We start from the raw sequence: 16,331 nt of genomic DNA on the forward strand, positions 1-16,331 counted from the left end.
CACAACTCCTTGCTACCTGGGGCTTTCTGCCCGATGCGATGAAGCTACGAGGGTGTGATCCAGGTCGCTATCCGCAACGCGCCAGAGGTAGCCGCATCACGCCACGAACTTCCGGCGGCGGCGGTCCCGGTGCCCGCCGGGGATACCATCGGGATGACCGGGCGCTCGATCGGACGAGGTTGACGTGGGCATTCACCAATTCGATATGCACGATCCAGGACACGCCTCCGCGTTGCCGGGCCCACTGGCGCGCCACGACACACTCGCCACCGCCAGCGTCGACGAGTTCCGCCACCAGGCCTCCAGCCTGCTCAGCGAACACCGCATCCGTCGCATCGACGCGGTCGACACGGCGCCGTTCCGGGGCCGGGTGCGCGCGGCGTCGCTCGGCGATCTGCAACTGGTCTATCTGGAACAAGGCATCGGTATCGACGTCGACATCCTCGAACACCTCGACTACTACGACCTGATGCTCGCAGTGGAGGGCACCAACCAGATCACCTGCAACGACGCTCGCACACACGTCGGGCCTGCACACGCCGCACTGCTGTCGCCGAGGATGCGCGCCCGGATGCAGATGGACGCGTCCTACCGGCAGATGCATCTGCGCATCGAACAACACGCCCTCGACCGTCGACTGGAGTGCCTGATCGGACGGTCCGCTCCCGGGCCGGTGATCTTCGATCTGTCCGTGGATCTGACGACGCCCCAACTGTCCACCTGGATGTCGTCACTGCAGGTAGTGATCCGCGACCTCGACGCGGAGAGTGGACTCACCGCCCACCCCCTCGCCGCCGCGAGCGTGCAGGACATGCTGCTCACCGGTCTACTCCTCGCACAGCCACACACCTACTCGGCAGTCCTCCACGACCACGATCAGCCTCGGCTCGCCCCCCGCGCACTCGCCCGCGCCGTGGAGTACTACGAACAACACCTCACCGAGTCGATGACGATCGGTGACGTCGCCCAGCACGTCGGTGTCAGCGTGCGGTCGCTGCAACGCGCGTTCCAGGAGGATCTGGGCACGTCACCGAGTCGCTATCTCGAGTCGCTTCGACTGGCCCGGGTCCGGGAGGATCTTCTCGCACCGAACGGGCCGGACACGGGGTCGGTGACAGACATCGCCTACCGGTGGGGCTTCGTTCACCTTTCCCGATTTGCGGCCGCATACCGGCGGCGGTACGGCGAAACCCCCTCTGCCACAAGGCTCCGAGCGAATCACCATTGATGCGTGGATCAGTGGATGTAGGCTTCTCGTGATGCCGGGGTGAATTGTGCTGCAATGCAAGGCTGTACGGTCCGCACTGAGGCGACGTGGGAGTTGTGCGGGTTCGTGGTGCAGCCAGGCGCAGCCCCCGCCAACGATGGGAATCAGCTGGCAGGGGCGCTACACGGACAGCCTGCACGTCGTGACGAGCGGCGTATCAGTGATTTTCGTGAGACGCAGCGTGGAAGTCCATAGAGTGTGACCTATGCCATTGCATAGTTTTCCGACTGCCTGAATTACCGACCGGTAGGTGCAATTCCGAAGTCCGTTATCCGGCAACCAAGGCGAAACGCGAACATGTGACATGAAACACACGTAATTCTGCGGAGAAGTCCGACGTTCGGGAGCGAGTTGTGGTGCTGTCTCTTCTCGAGGCCCGACAGGGGTATGGGTGTAGGTATATCGGCCGTTGTGCCGGTGGCGAACTCGGGTGAGTGTATGTGGTGCACCGTCACCGACGTGGCAGTCAGAACCCCTGCATGTGAAAGAAAGAGTTTGTCATGGCACGGATCAGCAAGAAATCGGGGGCCGATCTATTGGATGCGTTGCGTGTCAGTGTCGTTGGCACCGTCGTGTGCGCCGGACTGGTCATGGGCGTGATCGTCGTGGCGATGTGGAATTTCCCGGTGCCGGGCGTGTAGGCCGGCGGTGACTCTTGTCCTTCGCTAGTTCCGGCGGTCCGAGGGTGCAACATCGGGCGGCCGTGTGGCGATATAGCTGACGGGGATTGGTTGTGCCCGTGGGTGCGGGTGGGCGGTGACAGACGTGCGGCACCTGTGGCGGGCGTCGTGTGGTGTGGAAGGAATTGAGAATGTTCGGGACGGGTTTGGGCGCGATGGTGGGCCTGCTGGTGGTTGCGCTGCTGGTGGTTCCCGTGTCGTTCGGTGTGGCGGCACGTGCGGATGCGAAGGCCCGCCGTCTGTCGGGGCCACCTGCGTCCGATGCGAATGAGGGGCGATCGGTCGCGGTCGCGGAAATGACCGGCCGGTGCGATCAGTGGCGGCAACTCGCCACCCAGGCGTGGCTGATCTGCGGCGGCGCCTCGCTGGTCGCGGTGGTGGTCGTGGGTGTGCTGATCTGCGTCGGGTGAGGACGGCGGGCGCCGATCCGTCTGTGAATGCGGTGATCGGTCGGGTGAACCGAAGCGGCCCGGTCGGAGTGGATTTCCGCTCTGACCGGGCCTCGCCGTGACGTATGGAAAGACACCGCTTCGGTCCCCGCCGCGCTCGTGCGGTCGGTGGATCGCAGCGCAACGGACTGCTTCAATCACCCTCGGCCGGTATGGATTTGGCGGGCGAAGAGTGCATCGGCGCGGTGCACTGGGTGTGTACCGTCGCGAGGAAATGGTAGATCCACCGGCGGGCCGCATCGCAGAGGTGTGATCTATGCCACACAGGTATTTCCGTGTCGGGCGATGGGCTCCTTCGGGGATCGGGGGAGTTTCGGTCTTGCACATACAACCGATTGGTTGTATGTTTTGGGTGTGTCAGAGACAGATGAGGACCGGGCCGATGCCCTGTTCCACGCGCTTTCCGACCGAACGCGGCGCGACATCATGCGTCGCGTGCTGGCCGGAGAACATTCCGTCTCGGCACTGGCAGCGAAGTACGATATGAGTTTCGCTGCCGTCCAGAAGCACGTCGCCGTCCTCCAGAAGTCCGGCTTACTCGTCAAGCGACGCAGCGGCCGTGAACAACTCGCCACGGGCGATGTGGAAGCAGTGCGCGCGGTGTCGTCCATGCTCGCCGAGTTGGAACAGGTGTGGCGTGGACGGATCGCCCGCATCGACGAACTGATCGCAACGGAACCGCAATGGAAGGAATGAACGATGCCTGTCACCAATGTCAGCCAGGACACCGATGCATTGACCCTGACCATCACCGCCGAGTTCGCCGCACCCCGAGCACGGATCTGGCAGATCTATGCCGATCCCCGCCAGCTCGAGAAGATCTGGGGCCCGCCGACGTACCCGGCGACGGTCGTCGACCACGAGTTCGCCCCCGGCGGTCGGGTCACGTACTACATGACCGGCCCCGAGGGTGACAAGCATGCGGGCTACTGGAACATCGTCTCCGTCGACGAACCGACCGGCTTCACCTTCACCGACGGATTCGCCGATGCGGATTACACTCCGATCGAATCGATGCCGGTGTCCACCAACGAGTTCTCCTTCGAGGACAAAGGCGGCAGCACCGTTGCCACCTACGTCAGTACCTATGCGACCGCCGAAGGTCTCCAGCAGGTGCTCGACATGGGCGTAGTCGAGGGTTCCTCGCAGGCGATCGGCCAGATCGACGATCTCATCAGGGGTTGAGCGTACCGGTTCACTGTCGCCGCCTCGCCGTCCGTGTGCGAGGCGGCGCCTCCAATCCGGTGCGGGATGCGGTCACACAGTGATGAGATCGTCATGGGGCAGCACCGACGGGAGGGCGTCCGATGGCCGAGATCAGCGTGAGCGCGAGCGAGGTACGTCTCGCATTGTCCAGGTTCGAAAAATTCGCCGGATTGCACGGCGACGTCGCCGTCCCCATGCCGCTGATTCGAGGCGCCGAGGTGATAGCCGACCCGTTCGCGAACATCCGGGGTGTGCGGGCACCGGGTCTGGGAATTCCGCGGCGTCTGTGCATCGGGACCTGGCGCGGCAGGGGAGTGCGCTCCTTCGTCGCGGCGCGGTCGGGTGTCCCGGCGATTCGCGTGCGCACCCTCGGACGGGGCTCGGGAGCGGAGTTCGACGAACTGATCGTGACCGTGCCCGATGCCGTTCGCGTCGCGGCGCAGATCCGCGACGTGCTCGATGTCGAACGAGTGGGAGTACCCGAACGCGAGGTGAGGTTCCGGTCCGGCGACGGCACCGTACTGACCGGCACTGTGACGGTTCCGGCGGGTGCCGAGGGCGGGCCGGCGGCGGTGATCCTCACCGGGTCCGGCCGACTCGATCGCGACGGCGACCACGCAAAGCTCCCGATCGGTGTGAGCCGTGCCCTCGCGGACGCGTTGGCTGAGAAAGGTGTCGCCTCGCTGCGATACGACAAGCGCGGGGTCGCGCACTCGGGCGGCAACTACCTGTCGGCTGGCCTGTCGGACAACATCGCGGACGCCGCTGCCGCCGTCGACTGGTTGGGCACGACAGGGGGATTCGGACGCAATTCGATCGCGGTCATCGGGCACAGCGAGGGCGCCTGCCTCGCAGTGGCGCTGGGAGCAGATCGGGGGGTCGACCCGGCGGCAGTGGTGCTTCTCGCGTGTCCGGCGGTGACGGGGCGGCAGGTGCTGCAATGGCAGTCGGGCAAGGCCGTCGACGGCCTGCCCGCTCCGGTGCGGGCGGTCCTGCGGGCACTGCGCATCGATGTGAAGGAAAGGCAACGCGCGGCGCTCGAGAAGCTGTCCCGGAGCACCACCGACACCGCGCGGATGGGTGGTCGCCGGGTGAATGCGCGCTGGTTCCGAGAGTTTCTCGACTTCGACCCGAAACCGCTGTTGCGGGAGAACCCCGCGCCGGTCCTTGCGATCACCGGAGCCAAGGACGTGCAGGTGGACCCGGCTGATCTCACGGCGATCGCCGAACTCGCGCCCGGCCAGGTCGACACCGTCCGGGTTCCGGACCTGACGCATCTGATCCGACGTGACACGGCCCCGCCGTCGCTGCGCGCCTATCGGCGACTCGTGCGCGACGCCGTGGATCCGGAGGTGCTGTCGCTGGTGGCCGACTGGACCGCCGGCCACCTGCGGCGTGCTTGAAGCAGTAGGGATCCGCCGTACGCTATCGGGCCGACAGGTTGTCGATGATCTGTGCGACGTGCTGGGCGCTCATCGGGCTCTCGTCGAGGGTGTCCGCGCCGGGCCGCAGTCCCGCGATCATGATCGCCATGGCCCGGCGCCACCCTGTGTCGGTGACGCCGCGGGTTGTCGCGACGACGCCGCGCACGGACCAGAAGATGAGATCCAGGTCGGCGTCGGCGGCATCCTCGCGGATGCGCCCGTGTTGCTTGGCTCGCGCCAGGAGTTCGAACAGGATCCGTCGGTACTCGTCCCGCAGAATCGTGGTCTCGTCGTCGTTCCACATACGGGACAAACATCCTCGGTTCGACGCCAGGATGGCACCGGTACCATACAGAACCTGCTCGAGGCCTTCGCCGTCCGGCGCGGACAGGGCTTCGTCGGCAAGGGCCAGGAAGTCGTCGTATACCTGGCGAACGAGCTCACTGACCAATGCATCCTTGGTGGGGAACCGGCGGTAGAGGGTGCCGATTCCGACGCCGGCGACCCGGGCGATCTCGTCGACTCCCACATCCAGGCCGCGCTCGCTGAACACGGTCGCTGCCGCGTCGAGTAGCCGCTGCCGATTCTCCGCGGCGTCGCGGCGCAGCGCCCTTTCGCTTCCCCGAACCCTCATGTCGGACTTCATTCGGATTCGTCGCCCACCAGAGTGCCTCCCGCGACCATCGCGAGTTCCGGGTGCCGCAGTGCGGCCGACTCCTCGAGACGCGTGGTCTTGTCCCGCTTCATCGCCGGGATGAACATGGCCGCAACGGCGCCGAGGCCCACTGCTGTGCCCAGCATGACGAATCCATGGGTGTAACCGGATTCCGGCGGAACTCCCGCGGACGACGCCCCCGCGGTGACAATGCTGGCCATGAGTGCAGCGCCCACAGAGCCGCCGATCGTGCGGATGTTCGCGTTCATACCGCTGGCGACACCGGTCTGTTCGGGTGGTACCGCTGCGACGACGACATTCGACATCGCCGAGAAGGCCAGTCCGAAGCCGATCCCGATCAATGACGTGGCGAGGTAGATGTCGATCTCGGTGTCATGCGCGAACGCCACCACGAAGTAGCCGATCGCACCCACGATCGACCCTGCGATGAGCAGGACTTTCGAACCCAGTCGAGCCGCCAGGCGGCCGGAGGCGAGTCCGAGCAGGAACATTCCCACACTCAGGGGCAGCAGCATCAGACCCGACTCGGTGACCGAAGCGCCGAAGCCGTATCCGGCGGACGTGGGTGTCTGCAGGAACTGCGGCAGGAAGCCGAATGCGGCATACATGCCGACGCCCATCAGCAGAGCCAGCAGGTTGGCCGCCCAGACGCTGCGGACCCGCATCATCCGCATGTCGATCAGCGGGTTGGCGGATCGCGCTTCGGCGACCACCCACGTCACGACGACGACCGCGGCGGCCACCAGAAGCCCGACGACGATCGGTGAGCCCCAACCCCACGTGGGCGCCTGACTCACACCGAGTAGTAGCGCGACCAGCCACCCGGACAGCAGCAGCGCGGTGAGCCAGTTGATCTTGCCGGCAGTGTGCACGGGGGAGTCGGGGATCAGGATGTGCGCGGCCACCCCCGCGAGGACGACCATGATCAGCGGAATCCAGAACAGCCAGTGGTAACTCAGCACCGTCACGATGGGACCGGCGAGGACGATGCCGAGACCTGCACCGACAGCGGTGAGTGCGGCGATGATGCCGACTGCTCCCGCCACCTTCTCCTCGGGGAACTCGTCGCGGATGATGCCGAACGCCAAAGGCAGCACACCGCCACCGATGCCCTGGATCACCCGAGCCGCGATCATCACCGGCAGGGACGTGGCGAGGGCGGCGAGCAGGGACCCCACCGCCAGTGCGGTGAGTGCAACGACGAACACGCGCTTCTTCCCGTGCATGTCGCCGAGGCGTCCCATGACCGGGGTGGAGATCGACGCCGACAACAGGTAGGCGGTCAACACCCACGTGACGTCGGCCTGAGTCGTGCCCAGCGCCGACTCGAGGGTCGGCAGCACCGGAATCACCAGCGACTGCAGAAGGGCAAAGGCGCCGACACCGATAGTGAGAACGGCAAATGTCAATTGAAAGTGCGTCCGCGGCGAAGCGGTTTTCATGAATACTCCCAACAAAGCGGAGCGTTCACTCCGCATATCGGGAATCTATCATTCGACGCGATGCGGGTGCGCGATCCCGGTCAGTTGGGACCTTGGCGTCCGACGAGGTGGAAGATTCGGCTGAGTTGGCGGTAAGGGTCTCGCCGGCTCGATCCCGCGGTCTCGGATGAGGTCGCTGAGTTCCTCGACAGTGTGGGCGTGGGTCGGAACTCCCAGCACCCCGATCTCGCTGCTGGCATCGAACGAGGCCAGGGCGTCGTCCCACCGTCGTTCGAGAGCCGGGCGCACCGCCATCGCGTGGGCGTTGCCTGCCATGATCGAGACGACTCCGCCGGCATCAGCGCACCGGCACAGTTGGTCGATCAACGGTTCCGGGTCTTCGAGGTATCCGAGCACGCCATGACGCAGCACAGCGGCGAAGCGTCGGCCGTCGAGTGCCTCGTCGGCGTTCTCGCCGTCGGCCTGTAGGAGCGTCACCCGGTGCCGGGCGTCATCGGGCAATTTCCGGAGTCGCTGCTGGGCTTTGCCCAGCATCGCCGCGGACGGGTCGAGCAGGGTCACGTCGTAGCCGGCTCGGGCGAGCGGAAACGATTGATGGCCGGCGCCGCCTCCGACGTCGAGCACCGCCGCCGGTGGTGCCGGGAGATGCTCGAGCAGTTGCTGGTGCAACACAGTGGTGCGCACGAGCCCCTTTGCCGAGGCGTAGGCCTCGTCGGCGAAATGGTCGGCCAAACTTTCTCAGCTGTCGTCGCCCACCACTCCACGATATTGGGTTCACATCCACGGCATGTCGGGATCGAGCGGGTGGGAGATCACGCCGTCGTCGGGCTCGAGGGGGTAGTTCGCCGGGTGGAACTGGGCGCTCGAGGATCCGAAGAGGTCGGTGCCGCCCGGCTGGGTCAGCGTGGTGCCGGGCTCGACCAAGGTGACCTGCGGGGGCCGGTCCTCGTCGGGGGCGTCGCAGGAGACCATGGGCCAGGCGTCGGCGCATCCGATGCGGTCTCGTACCTGGACGGTGTACGGGGAAACCGCGTGTGGAGCGACCCCGTCGGCGGGTGCGGCGCCAGCGGTGGCACCTTGCGCCATCAACACCCCCAGTCCTACGGCGACGCCTGCGGCGGCTGCGACGGCGGTGCGGGTCTTGATCGAGGTCATCGTGTTACTCCTGCCTGGTGGGTGAAGTCCGCGTCTTGCGAACGACACCAACTCTGCTCCGGGAGCGGGCCGGTGGTAACACCGACAGGGTGGTCATCCCGCCACCCTGTACGGGGTCGAAATCCACCCCTCGGGGTGGTTCCTCGGAGGACAGCGGTTCGGTGCTACGGCTGTCGAACAGCCTGCACGCGCCGTTCGAGGGCCAGCACGCAGAAGCCGGCGACGACGAGGACAATCGCCATCGCGAGGAAGACCTCGCGGGGCGCAATGCCGGCGCTCAGCGCGGCACCGACGATCAGAGGGGCGGCGATTCCGCCGAGTCGGCCGATTCCGAGTGCCCACCCCACTCCGGTCGAGCGCATGTCGGTCGGATAGAGGACTGTCGCCAGGGCAATCACGCTCATCTGACCGCCGGTGACGCATGTCCCCGTGAGAAACGCCGCGACCAGAAGGGCCACGGTGCTGCCACCGCCGAGCGCCCATCCGAGCAGGGCCACGAATCCGGCGCCGACGAGATAGACCGTTCCGAGTGTGCGAAAAGGACTGGTGCGGTCCATGGCAGGGCCGATGAACATGGCCGCGGCGATGCCACCCACAGTAGTGAGAACAGTGCAAGCGATGACTACGCGTGATGATTCACCCAGAGAGCCGACGATTGTCGGAAGCCAGCTCTGGATGGCATAGAACGCCGCCAGATTCGCGCCGAAGGCAAGCCAGAGCAGAAGGGTGTTCAGCAACCACCGACCTCGTACGAAGTCGAGAATCATCGAGGCTTTCCCCTCTCCCGCGGGGTGGCTGTTGTCTGTTGCGTCTGTCAGGACGATGGCGTTGGAGGGCAAGGCGGGATCGAGCCGGCGCAGAGTGGCATTTGCGCGATCGCCGGCGCCGCGTAGGAGCAGGTATCGGGGGGACTCCGGAAAGTAACGCAGCAAGAACATCAACAGCACCAAAGGTACGGTGCCCCCGACGATGAACATCGCGCGCCATCCCCACAGCGGAATGACGAATCCGGAGACGACCCCGGCTGCGACGAATCCTAAGGCGTACCAGCAATAGATGAACATCACGAAGGACGAGCGTCGCCGTGCCGGTGTGAACTCACTGACAATTCCGACGAGACTGGGAATGGCAGCGCCGAGTCCAGCCCCTGTGAGGAATCGCAGTGCGATCAATTGAAGCGGCGATTCTGCGAATGCGCACAGCAGGGTCAAAATACCGAACATCGCGGTGCAGACGATGACCGCGCGTCGCTGTCCGGATCGATGAGCGAGCGGTGCCAGGCACAGGTAGCCGACCATGAGGCCGACGATGGCCGCGGAAAAGATTGGCCCGAGGGAGGAAACGGGCAGCCCCCACTCGCGTGCGATGGCCGGGGCCGCGAAGCTGATCGACTGGGTGTCGAAGCCGTCGAGAAACATGACTGCGCCTGCGAGAGCGAGGAGGAGGTAGTGGAAGCGGCCCACGGGCCGCCCGTCGATGAGTTCACCGACGCGGACCCCGGTGACGGATGCATGCGAACTGGAGAGTTCAGAGGCCATTGCGACTTCACTTTCGCTCAGGTGCGAGTTGAGTTGATTGTTGGTTCAGAGGCCCTCGTCACGCGTTGTCAGCTGTTCTGGGTGCGGACGGTGGATCGGGGCCGGTGATGAGAACCATAGAGGCGTCTTTCGTTACAGTCAATAGCTGTAACGAAACACCAATTACGTTACGCATCTTGACTGTAACGATACGTGAATCTAGGCTTCGACCGCTGGAGATCGGCGTGAACTCGGTGCGGGGCACTCGATGCCGCCGCGGCCGATCTACCCAACATCCCGAAGGAGAAACCATTGAGCACGGAAGATGCGGTCGCAGAGGCGATTCGCGTGGTACATCGTCTGTCGTCGACACGGGTGATCGGAGAAGTCGAAGCCGTCTCTGTGGGGCCGGTCGCTGGGAGGTTGCAGCGATGAACTCGTTCGATCTCGCCATGCTGCTGCTGCGCGTCACACTCGGCCTGACAATGGCTGCTCATGGATGCCACAAGATCTTTCTCGGTGGCCGAATTTCAGGTAACGCCAAGTGGTTCGAAAGCTTGGGTATGCGTCCAGGCATGCTGCATGCTCGGGTGGCTGCCGGGACGGAGATCGTCGCGGGTCTCGGCCTGGCGGCGGGCCTCTTCACCACCGCTGCGGCGGCAGTGGTGGTGGCGCTGATGCTGGTTGCCGCGTGGACGGTGCACCGCACCAAGGGCTTCTATGTCATGGGCTCAGGTTGGGAATACACTTTTGTCATAGCGGTATCGGCGGTGTGTGTTGCGGTGCTCGGTGCAGGACGAGTCAGTCTCGAGCAGTGGGTGTTCGGTGGCAATCCGGTCGATGGATGGGCCGGTCTCGTCATTGCGGCCGGTGCGGGAATTCTCGGCGGAGTAGGACAATTGGCGCTGTTCTATCGGCCCTCGAAGGTCACGGTGGGCGCATAGGAATGTGAAACCGGTTGTGGCCCCCACGCGAAACGCGTGGGGGCCACCGTCCTATGGGGAGTCTTCGTAGAAGGTGGTGAATGAGGCGACGGCTTCTCGGGGAGTGTGGTGCCGGCTGAGCCGGTGTTCGTTGTCTGCGTAACCCAGTGCAAGTCCACAGACGATCAGCTGGTCGTCGGGGATGTCGAGGTGCCGGCGCAGAACCGGGTAGAAGTCGATGAACGATGCCTGAGGGCAAGTGTCGAGCCCGGCGCCGCGGGCAGCGAGCATCAATGCCTGCAGGAAGAGGCCTGCATCTACGAGCGCACCGTCGAGCGGATTCCGACTGACCGTCAGGATGATTCCGACGGGAGCGCCGAAGAAGTCGTAATTGCGGCGATGGTGGGCCAGCCTGGCTGCCGAGTCGGTTGCCGCGATGCCTAAGGCGTTGCCGTACAGGCTCTCACCGAATCGACGTCGACGAGTACGAAACGGCTCCGCCCATTCGTTCGGCTTGGGCTGGTAGTTGTACTCCCGCGTACTTACACGGTCCTCGCAGTCGTGGGCGGCGAGAAGTTCTGATGTCAGGCGCGTCTTCACTGAGCCGGTTACGACATGAACCTGCCACGGCTGGCAGTTCGAATTGCTGGCCGACCGTGCGGCCAACTCGAGTAAGTGTTCGATGTCGTCGCGGGGTACCGGTGTCGGCAGGAAGGCGCGAACACTTCGCCTGCTCAGTAACGCCTGCTCGACTGTCATGTGTTCGATCGCAAGGCGTACGGCGCGGGACGTTCGCGGGGCGGTGGTGGTCACATCACTCATGGAGCATGCGCCCCTTTCATTGATCAGACGGTGGCGGCGGGCGTGATGTCGTAGGAGATCCGCCCAGCCGGTAGGTAGAACAGAGCGATCAGGGCACCGCCTCGGACCTCGGGGTAGTGGTGGCTCCCCGGCCCGGGTGCGGTCCAGCCTGCGCCGCACCATCCGCGCGGACCGGCCAACTCGGCGCCGGGATCAAGGGGCACTACCAGGTTGAGTTCGCCATACGGATGCTGGTGGTACTGGCCCCGGTACCGGGAAATGCTGTTCATGTAGACCGCGGTGACGCTGAAATAGTGGAGTTCCTCGCTCGGCGATGCGATTCGGCTGCGGCGATACCTCGGTCCGTCGAGCTCCACATTCGCCGCCCACCCGTCGTCGACGCCTTCGGTGATCATCCGAGCCAGGTCGTCGTACAACTCCGTCCCGGGCCCGTAGTTGGTGTTGAGCCACCCCTCCAACTCTCCGCCCGCGGTCCGGTTCTTGACCTCGTCGAGAAACGGGATGCTGCGATCGATCAGGGCCTGACTGGGATTCATGACGCGCTCCTGGATGAGACTTCCGCCACGTCTGTGGCTACAGCCAGACTATGACGCAGTTAAGTTACAGTCAAGTGGTGTAACGTAACTGCGAACGGCGGCTCGATCGAGGTGACAGCGCGATCCCGAAGCGGGGAGCAGGCTCGGTTACGATTATCGACCGTAACGGAACGAGCGAAGGGGTGGTCATGGCGGAAAAGGGAGTCGGCACGGATTCGCAGGAGGGTGCCGACGCAGAGGCCGCCGCCCGCGGGGGCCGGCCCCGCAATCCATCCCTTGACGACGCCATCATCCAGGCGACTCGGCGACGGTTGGTCGTCGACGGGTACTCAAGAATGACGTTGGGCGACATCGCATCCGATGCAGGCGTCACCCGCCCCACTCTCTACCGGCGGTGGCCGGGAAAGTTCGAACTCGTCGTCGACGCCCTCGACTTCGGCTTCCGCGCGCAACGTGCGACCTACCCGAACCTGGAACTCGCGAAATTGCGACCGTTCGAAGCCTTCACCGAGGCCATCCGGCGGGTCGACCCGTGCTACTTCAATCCGGACGCCATGATTCTCATGGGCAACTTCATGGGCGAGGCCTTCCGCACGCCCGAACTGCTCGAGATCGTGCGCGAACACGCAGTGGAACCACGGGTAGATCTGGTCGAACGCGTGCTCGACGATCTCCGAAGTCGCGGCGAAGTACGCGAGGACATCGACACCCACACCCTGGCCACCATCTGCTTCGGCAGCTATTACGCCGCCTTTCTCCGAGGTGACAGCGATCGCGAGGATCTGGCCGAGAAGGTTGCGGCGACCCTGTGGCCGGGAATTGCGGTCGTGCAAACGTAGCCACGACAGTCCCGTGCCCGGCTGCAACCACCTCACGCCTGCGTCGAGTTACTCCGCGTCGGCGCGGTGTGCGGTGCCGAAGCGGCGTTGGTAGACGGTCGGTGACATCGACAGCTCTCGCACGAAGACTCGTCGGAGACTTTCGTAACTGGGGAATCCGGCGAGTGATGCTGCCTGTGTTGCGTTGTGTCCCTGGTCGAGGAGGGCCTTTGCCAGGTCGAAGCGGATCAGTTCGACGTAGCGGGCCGGGGTGGTGGACAGTTCGGTTCGGAACAGGCGTGTGAGGTGTCGGGCACTGACGTTGAGGTGTGTGGCGAGTTCGGTGAGGGAGTGGTTCCCGGCGGGGTCCGCTGTCACCAGGTCCACGATGCGGCGCAGGGCCGGTGTTCGTGGTGGCGGGCCCTGGAGTGGGGCGGAGAATTGTGATTGTCCGCCGGCGCGCTGCAGGTAGACCACCAGGTGTCGGGCTACGTCGCGGGTCAGCTCGGGGCCGTGGTCTTCCTCGACCAGTGCCAGTGCCAGGTCGATGCCGGCGCTGACACCGGCGGAGGTGTAGGTGGTGCCGTCGCGAACGTAGATCGAATCGGGTTCGACGTGCGTCGTGGGGTGCCGGGCCGCGAGTTGGTGTGCGACTTTCCAGTGTGTTGTGGCGCGTTTGCCGTCCAGCAGTCCGGCCGCGGCGAGGACGAACGCCCCGGTGCAGATGGACCCGACCCGGGCGGCTCGCGTGGCGAGAGTGTTCGTGGCGTCGATCAGGTCGCGGGCGATGGCGGTTCGGGGGTAGATGTCGCCGCCGGCGACGAGGAAGGTGTCGGGGGCGGGTTCCGATTCGGCGTCGCCGTCGACGGAGAGGTGGATGCCGATCGACGACGCCACGTCGGCGCCGGTCGGTGACAGCAGCACGATCCGGTAGTCGGCGCCGCAGCGATTCGCTTCAGCGAACACCTCGGCGGGGCCGGCGACGTCGAGCAGTTTCACGCCGTCGTAGACGAGGATCGCGACCCGATGCGGGTGGGGGCTGGTGTCCACGCTTACCGCCTGTCCGGATTCGGGTGCTTCATGGCCGGGTCTGGGCGGCGCCGGCCCGGGATGTTCGGCATCGTAAGGGGACGGGCACACCGTCCGTTCTACAACATCGACATCTGGAAGGGCAGGGCCCATGTCCGAGATCATCGCAGGAGTGGAAATTCCCGAGACGCCGGCGGCGGCGGAGGCGACACGCCTCATCCGGGAGACGACGAACCCGCTGATCTTCCATCACTCGCGGCGGGTGTTCCTCTTCAGCACGCTCCGAGGCCGTGAGCTCGGCCTGCGGCCGGACCCGGAGCTGCTGTACCTGTCTGCGCTGTTTCATGACACGGGTCTGCTGCGTCCGTTCTCGGATGTCGAGCAGCGGTTCGAGCTCGACGGAGCCGATCACGCTCGCCAGTTCCTGCTCGAGCGGGGATTCTCGGGTGCTGCTGCCGAGGTGGTCTGGACGGCGATCGCGTTGCACACCACGCCGGGGATTCCGGGCCGGATGGGGGATGAGGTCGCTGCCACCAACTTCGGTGTCCTCACCGATGTGGTCGGGTTGGGTCTGGACGGTATGGATCCGGGGCAGGTGGAGGAGATCACCGCTGTTCATCCGCGCGGCGATTTCAAGAACGAGTTTCTGCGTGCCTTCGTCGACGGGCTCAGTTACCGGCCGGACACGACTTACGGCACCGTCAATGCCGACGTGCTCGAACATTTCGTCCCGGGTTTCCGCCGCGTGAGCATGGTGGAGCGGATCATGGACTCGGCCTGGTCTGCATGACCGGCACGCACCGCCTACTCGAAGGGAACATCATGACCGGCGTGAATCTCAGCAAGCAACACCCGTCCGTATACAAGAGTCTGATGAAGCTGGACGCGGATGTGAAGGCTGCCCTGGAAACGGCGGGAGTGGACCCGCTCCTGGTGGAGTTGGTGAAGATTCGCGTCTCCCAACTCAACGGCTGTGCCTTCTGCCTTCGCATGCACACCCGCGACGCCCTGGCCAAGGGAGAGACGACCGATCGACTCGCGGTCGTCGCGGCGTGGTGGGAGGCGCAGTACTTCAGCGACCAGGAGCGTGCCGCGCTCGCTCTCGCCGAACAGGTCACCGCTCTCGCCGTTCCGGAACGGCGCACCTGGGATGACGGCTCGCTCACTGACGAGCAGGTGTCCGCGATCAGCTGGCTCGCGACGGTGATGAACGCCTGGAACCGGGTCGCGGTCAGCAGCCACTACCCGGTTGCGCCGTAGAGTCGCACGATACTGTCCGGCGACGGGTCGTTGTTCGTCGGCTCGGGCAACTCTCGTTGTGGATCTTCACGGGTCTGCTGCTCCTCTTCGTGATCCTGTGAATCCTGGTCGCCGTCGCGGTCATCACCCATGGGGGCGGCCATCACGGCATGATGCACTACCGATACGGTTAGGGGCAGTACGCGCGACGCGCCCCCGCCACCGCTTTTGGGGCAGTGAGCGGGGGCCGACATGCCGCTGGATCGGTTGCATCGAACTTGCAGCACACACTGAATGTTACTCGCATTCAGCGGCCGAACAGCGACGAATTCTGTTCTTTCCGAACATGTCTCAGTAATGCACTGTGCGGACTGTCCGCGCAACGACAGGCCGACGCGACTGGGTCGCGTCGGCCTGCACATCGTCGTTTGTGCCGGTGGACTTTAGTTGAGCTTCTGCGGCACACCGTAAGTCATGACCGTGTCACCGTCCGCGGTGACTGCCATGGCGTACGGACGGATCGTGACCGCACCGAGAGCGCCGGAGATGGAGCCATGAACTCCCTGCATCCTCACCGAGGCCGCCGGTCCGTCGAACTCCTGGCCCTCCAGGATCGGGACGGTGGTGATTCCGCCCGGCTCGAGGTCGATGTCGAGTTCCTGCGACGGAATGATGTCGCCGGCGAGTGTTGCGCTGGTGCCCGCGTTCAGCCCCAGCGTGAGGTCCGGGACGAGCCCGAGATCGATGCCGTTGCTCGAGCCGATAGCAAACCCGAGACCGGGTGTGTTCAGGACGATCGTTGCGCCTGCCAACGCGATCGGGTAACCGATCTGGTAACCGACGGTGAGTTGTGTGCCCTCGAAGGACGCCGCGTCCGGTCCGGTGATGTTGACCCCGGCATAGCCGTTGTGGAAGAACTCCACGCTGGTGGGCACGCCGTCGAGTGGCGGTACCACCTGGTACGAGGTGTCGCCCTGCAAGACCTCGATCCGGTTACCGGCGGCGTCGACGACCGAGCTGGAATTGTCCACGCCGGCCGACGCCGTGCCATTGCCCATGACCATAGCGAGCGCTGCGATGCCCGCGACCGCGACAGCGCGAGTGAAGCTCTTGTACCCAACGCGAGATGTGCTGATGTCCGTCATGCC

General features: G+C 65.0%; 20 protein-coding genes. 10 read left to right on the forward strand and 10 right to left on the reverse strand.

Annotated elements, in window-relative coordinates; translation table 11 throughout:
- Positions 1-205 precede the first annotated feature (205 nt).
- The 6 genes from CJ179_RS31165 (at position 206) to CJ179_RS31190 (ending at position 5,005) form a co-directional block, all read left to right on the forward strand.
- Positions 206-1,228, forward strand: a complete 1,023-nt coding sequence (locus tag CJ179_RS31165; RefSeq protein ID WP_095864048.1) for an AraC family transcriptional regulator — start codon at positions 206-208, stop codon at positions 1,226-1,228.
- 539 nt (positions 1,229-1,767) lie between these two features.
- On the forward strand, positions 1,768-1,908 hold the full coding sequence (locus CJ179_RS51510; protein WP_167372227.1) for a hypothetical protein: 141 nt from the start codon (positions 1,768-1,770) through the stop codon (positions 1,906-1,908).
- Between the two features lie 170 nt (positions 1,909-2,078).
- Positions 2,079-2,357 (forward strand): hypothetical protein, encoded by a 279-nt coding sequence (locus CJ179_RS31175; protein WP_072943267.1) that lies wholly within the window; start codon positions 2,079-2,081, stop codon positions 2,355-2,357.
- 393 nt (positions 2,358-2,750) lie between these two features.
- Positions 2,751-3,092, forward strand: coding sequence for a helix-turn-helix transcriptional regulator (locus CJ179_RS31180; RefSeq protein WP_072943269.1), 342 nt, complete (start codon positions 2,751-2,753; stop codon positions 3,090-3,092).
- Positions 3,093-3,095: 3 nt separating this feature from the next.
- Positions 3,096-3,581 carry an SRPBCC domain-containing protein gene (locus tag CJ179_RS31185; protein ID WP_072943271.1) on the forward strand — a complete coding sequence of 162 codons (486 nt, stop codon included), beginning with the start codon at positions 3,096-3,098 and terminating at the stop codon, positions 3,579-3,581.
- Between the two features lie 122 nt (positions 3,582-3,703).
- Positions 3,704-5,005 carry a S9 family peptidase gene (locus tag CJ179_RS31190; protein ID WP_095863973.1) on the forward strand — a complete coding sequence of 434 codons (1,302 nt, stop codon included), beginning with the start codon at positions 3,704-3,706 and terminating at the stop codon, positions 5,003-5,005.
- 22 nt (positions 5,006-5,027) lie between these two features.
- Here CJ179_RS31190 and CJ179_RS31195 read toward each other — a convergent pair whose 3' ends face one another.
- The 5 genes from CJ179_RS31195 to CJ179_RS31215 form a co-directional block, all read right to left on the reverse strand.
- Entirely contained in the window at positions 5,028-5,672 is a 645-nt protein-coding gene (locus CJ179_RS31195) for a TetR/AcrR family transcriptional regulator (RefSeq protein ID WP_072943275.1), read from the reverse strand.
- Positions 5,669-7,144 carry an MFS transporter gene (locus tag CJ179_RS31200; protein WP_095863974.1) on the reverse strand — a complete coding sequence of 492 codons (1,476 nt, stop codon included), beginning with the start codon at positions 7,142-7,144 and terminating at the stop codon, positions 5,669-5,671. The genes CJ179_RS31195 and CJ179_RS31200 overlap by 4 nt, the downstream gene beginning before the upstream one ends.
- Positions 7,145-7,192: 48 nt before the next feature.
- The gene (locus CJ179_RS31205; RefSeq protein ID WP_257015867.1) at positions 7,193-7,876 is read right to left on the reverse strand and encodes a methyltransferase; all 684 of its coding nucleotides are present in this window, start codon (positions 7,874-7,876) and stop codon (positions 7,193-7,195) included.
- Positions 7,877-7,918: 42 nt separating this feature from the next.
- On the reverse strand, positions 7,919-8,299 hold the full coding sequence (locus tag CJ179_RS31210) for a hypothetical protein (RefSeq protein WP_095863975.1): 381 nt from the start codon (positions 8,297-8,299) through the stop codon (positions 7,919-7,921).
- Between the two features lie 164 nt (positions 8,300-8,463).
- Positions 8,464-9,837 (reverse strand): MFS transporter, encoded by a 1,374-nt coding sequence (locus CJ179_RS31215; protein WP_095863976.1) that lies wholly within the window; start codon positions 9,835-9,837, stop codon positions 8,464-8,466.
- Between the two features lie 410 nt (positions 9,838-10,247).
- Here CJ179_RS31215 and CJ179_RS31220 point away from each other — a divergent pair, with 410 nt between their 5' ends.
- Positions 10,248-10,760 (forward strand): DoxX family protein, encoded by a 513-nt coding sequence (locus tag CJ179_RS31220; RefSeq protein ID WP_072943280.1) that lies wholly within the window; start codon positions 10,248-10,250, stop codon positions 10,758-10,760.
- A gap of 51 nt (positions 10,761-10,811) precedes the next feature.
- On the opposite strand, the gene CJ179_RS31225 is transcribed toward CJ179_RS31220, so the two are convergent.
- Positions 10,812-11,561, reverse strand: a complete 750-nt coding sequence (locus CJ179_RS31225) for a nitroreductase (RefSeq protein WP_095863977.1) — start codon at positions 11,559-11,561, stop codon at positions 10,812-10,814.
- 23 nt (positions 11,562-11,584) lie between these two features.
- Positions 11,585-12,097 carry a DUF4863 family protein gene (locus tag CJ179_RS31230; protein ID WP_072943282.1) on the reverse strand — a complete coding sequence of 171 codons (513 nt, stop codon included), beginning with the start codon at positions 12,095-12,097 and terminating at the stop codon, positions 11,585-11,587.
- A gap of 188 nt (positions 12,098-12,285) precedes the next feature.
- Between CJ179_RS31230 and CJ179_RS31235 the strand changes: the two genes are divergently transcribed.
- The gene (locus CJ179_RS31235; protein WP_072943283.1) at positions 12,286-12,936 is read left to right on the forward strand and encodes a TetR/AcrR family transcriptional regulator; all 651 of its coding nucleotides are present in this window, start codon (positions 12,286-12,288) and stop codon (positions 12,934-12,936) included.
- A gap of 48 nt (positions 12,937-12,984) precedes the next feature.
- On the opposite strand, the gene CJ179_RS31240 is transcribed toward CJ179_RS31235, so the two are convergent.
- Positions 12,985-13,965 carry a GlxA family transcriptional regulator gene (locus tag CJ179_RS31240; protein ID WP_244163809.1) on the reverse strand — a complete coding sequence of 327 codons (981 nt, stop codon included), beginning with the start codon at positions 13,963-13,965 and terminating at the stop codon, positions 12,985-12,987.
- Between the two features lie 130 nt (positions 13,966-14,095).
- On the opposite strand from CJ179_RS31240, the gene CJ179_RS31245 reads away from it, so the two are divergent.
- Both CJ179_RS31245 and CJ179_RS31250 read left to right on the forward strand, forming a co-directional pair.
- Positions 14,096-14,734 (forward strand): HD domain-containing protein, encoded by a 639-nt coding sequence (locus CJ179_RS31245; RefSeq protein WP_095863978.1) that lies wholly within the window; start codon positions 14,096-14,098, stop codon positions 14,732-14,734.
- 32 nt (positions 14,735-14,766) lie between these two features.
- The gene (locus CJ179_RS31250) at positions 14,767-15,204 is read left to right on the forward strand and encodes a carboxymuconolactone decarboxylase family protein (protein ID WP_072943351.1); all 438 of its coding nucleotides are present in this window, start codon (positions 14,767-14,769) and stop codon (positions 15,202-15,204) included.
- On the opposite strand, the gene CJ179_RS52200 is transcribed toward CJ179_RS31250, so the two are convergent.
- Positions 15,186-15,347, reverse strand: coding sequence for a hypothetical protein (locus CJ179_RS52200; RefSeq protein WP_218834848.1), 162 nt, complete (start codon positions 15,345-15,347; stop codon positions 15,186-15,188). The genes CJ179_RS31250 and CJ179_RS52200 overlap by 19 nt on opposite strands.
- A 279-nt stretch (positions 15,348-15,626) precedes the next feature.
- Positions 15,627-16,328 (reverse strand): MspA family porin, encoded by a 702-nt coding sequence (locus CJ179_RS31255; protein ID WP_072943288.1) that lies wholly within the window; start codon positions 16,326-16,328, stop codon positions 15,627-15,629.
- Positions 16,329-16,331: the final 3 nt, after the last annotated feature.

This window comes from Rhodococcus sp. ACS1 (genome assembly GCF_002300155.1).
GTDB lineage: Bacteria > Actinomycetota > Actinomycetes > Mycobacteriales > Mycobacteriaceae > Rhodococcus_F > Rhodococcus_F koreensis.

Coding starts and splice junctions, on each gene's coding strand:
- CJ179_RS31165 (WP_095864048.1), top strand. CDS start 206: ATGCACGATCCAGGACACGCCTCCGCGTTGCCGGGCCCACTGGCGCGC.
- CJ179_RS51510 (WP_167372227.1), top strand. CDS start 1,768: ATGGCACGGATCAGCAAGAAATCGGGGGCCGATCTATTGGATGCGTTG.
- CJ179_RS31175 (WP_072943267.1), top strand. CDS start 2,079: ATGTTCGGGACGGGTTTGGGCGCGATGGTGGGCCTGCTGGTGGTTGCG.
- CJ179_RS31185 (WP_072943271.1), top strand. CDS start 3,096: ATGCCTGTCACCAATGTCAGCCAGGACACCGATGCATTGACCCTGACC.
- CJ179_RS31190 (WP_095863973.1), top strand. CDS start 3,704: ATGGCCGAGATCAGCGTGAGCGCGAGCGAGGTACGTCTCGCATTGTCC.
- CJ179_RS31195 (WP_072943275.1), bottom strand. CDS start 5,672: ATGAAGTCCGACATGAGGGTTCGGGGAAGCGAAAGGGCGCTGCGCCGC.
- CJ179_RS31200 (WP_095863974.1), bottom strand. CDS start 7,144: ATGAAAACCGCTTCGCCGCGGACGCACTTTCAATTGACATTTGCCGTT.
- CJ179_RS31210 (WP_095863975.1), bottom strand. CDS start 8,299: ATGACCTCGATCAAGACCCGCACCGCCGTCGCAGCCGCCGCAGGCGTC.
- CJ179_RS31215 (WP_095863976.1), bottom strand. CDS start 9,837: ATGGCCTCTGAACTCTCCAGTTCGCATGCATCCGTCACCGGGGTCCGC.
- CJ179_RS31220 (WP_072943280.1), top strand. CDS start 10,248: ATGAACTCGTTCGATCTCGCCATGCTGCTGCTGCGCGTCACACTCGGC.
- CJ179_RS31225 (WP_095863977.1), bottom strand. CDS start 11,561: ATGAGTGATGTGACCACCACCGCCCCGCGAACGTCCCGCGCCGTACGC.
- CJ179_RS31230 (WP_072943282.1), bottom strand. CDS start 12,097: ATGAATCCCAGTCAGGCCCTGATCGATCGCAGCATCCCGTTTCTCGAC.
- CJ179_RS31235 (WP_072943283.1), top strand. CDS start 12,286: ATGGCGGAAAAGGGAGTCGGCACGGATTCGCAGGAGGGTGCCGACGCA.
- CJ179_RS31245 (WP_095863978.1), top strand. CDS start 14,096: ATGTCCGAGATCATCGCAGGAGTGGAAATTCCCGAGACGCCGGCGGCG.
- CJ179_RS31250 (WP_072943351.1), top strand. CDS start 14,767: ATGACCGGCGTGAATCTCAGCAAGCAACACCCGTCCGTATACAAGAGT.
- CJ179_RS52200 (WP_218834848.1), bottom strand. CDS start 15,347: ATGGCCGCCCCCATGGGTGATGACCGCGACGGCGACCAGGATTCACAG.
- CJ179_RS31255 (WP_072943288.1), bottom strand. CDS start 16,328: ATGACGGACATCAGCACATCTCGCGTTGGGTACAAGAGCTTCACTCGC.